The organism is Lysinibacillus sp. NPDC093688, from assembly GCF_050280145.1.
Taxonomy (GTDB): Bacteria; Bacillota; Bacilli; order Bacillales_A; family Planococcaceae; genus Lysinibacillus; species Lysinibacillus xylanilyticus_B.
Map to the genome: position 1 here is coordinate 56,857 of NZ_JBNNUX010000011.1, position 1,358 is coordinate 58,214.

Annotated in this window: 1 protein-coding gene and 1 pseudogene; both read right to left on the reverse strand. The window is 32.8% G+C overall.

The annotated features are described in order from the left end of the window. On the reverse strand, positions 1 to 331 hold a 331-nt coding region (locus ACQKN2_RS11035; protein ID WP_427415008.1), incomplete at its 3' end, for a hypothetical protein. 709 nt (positions 332 to 1,040) lie between these two features. Continuing rightward, positions 1,041 to 1,358 (reverse strand): annotated as a pseudogene (locus ACQKN2_RS11040) (CsxC family protein); the annotation flags it as partial.

Genomic DNA, 1,358 nt, shown 5'->3' on the forward strand with positions numbered 1-1,358 from the left:
CCGCTTCTTTATCAAGGAGATTATTCTTTTCATTCTCAACATCAATTTCAGAATGGATCAGTAGCCCACAATCGGAGTCTAGATGCGCTACAAGTTCCTTCTCCTCTACAGAATTGGTTTCATCCGCTTCTTCTATATCAAGGAGATCATTCATTTCATCCTCAGCATCAACTTCAGAAGGAATGAGTAACTCACGATTGGGATCTAGATGTGCTGTAAGGCTAGTTTCATCTTCTTTTTCTATAGTAAGGAGGTTATTACAATAGACAAATACTTTTTGCTTGGAACTTATTTCTTTCATCTCTCTATAATTAATCCATGGAGTTTTCATTAGTTCACTCCCAAATAATGTTTTGACAAATAAAGTGCAACAGTTAATCAGTAAAAATTCTTACGCATTTTTCCAGCCAAGAAGTCTTTTTGGTGATTTATTTTTTGATAAAATTTCATGAATTCTTCTAGAGAGACTTGTTCAAAATCCGTTTTCTTCAGGGAAAACTCACGAAGTAACACGTTTTTCATTTTTTATTACTTCCACTTACCTTAATGAATAGATTGGTTAAAAAACAGCGATTTCCTTTTCCTTTTCTAATATCTGATAACAGCTAAAATACTTTTGCTTTTGATGGATGTGTATAGCTTAAAATGAATACCTCTTTTTTATAAATAAAATTCAAACGATATCATTTTGAGCTACTTTTATTTTGATCTAGGTGTTGCACCTATAATTACAATCCATTTTATGCATTACTTTTACTTTTGTCACAGAGTACTTTCAAAAATCTCAGTAGCAATTAAGATACCAATGCGTTTGAGAGACGATTGCTTAGTAAAAACTAAAATTTTATCTTTACATTATTTTTTTCAATTCGATTATTTTGATCGCATCTATTAGTGCATTTACGATCGATATTATTATAGAAAAAATGCAGTTGAAAATTCGATTCAATCGAACTTTCAACTGCAAGCTTAAATATTGGATTATTTCAGTAACCTCAAATGTCCTTTTATAGCTAATTTCCTCCTCTAAAAATCAGAGATTAACAAGATTCAGTAGGATGAATAACAGGAGGATCTACAAGACCAACTGGAGGAGTAAGCCCTGTTAGATTAGGAGTTATTACATTAGTGCCTGTTCCAAGACGGATTTGTTGAACTTGCAGTACTTTTACAGTAAGCTCTAGTACGATTTTTTCACGTATTGTGTCGAAAGTGCCTTCTGGATCTGCCATAACTGGTGAAAAATCAAGTTCAAAGAAGTTTGCAGCTACTAATTCGCCAAATGGTTGTTCATTGTATTTAACGAGATTTTGGAAGAAAGCCTTATCCAATCGAGCATCCATTTGCGTAGTTTCATT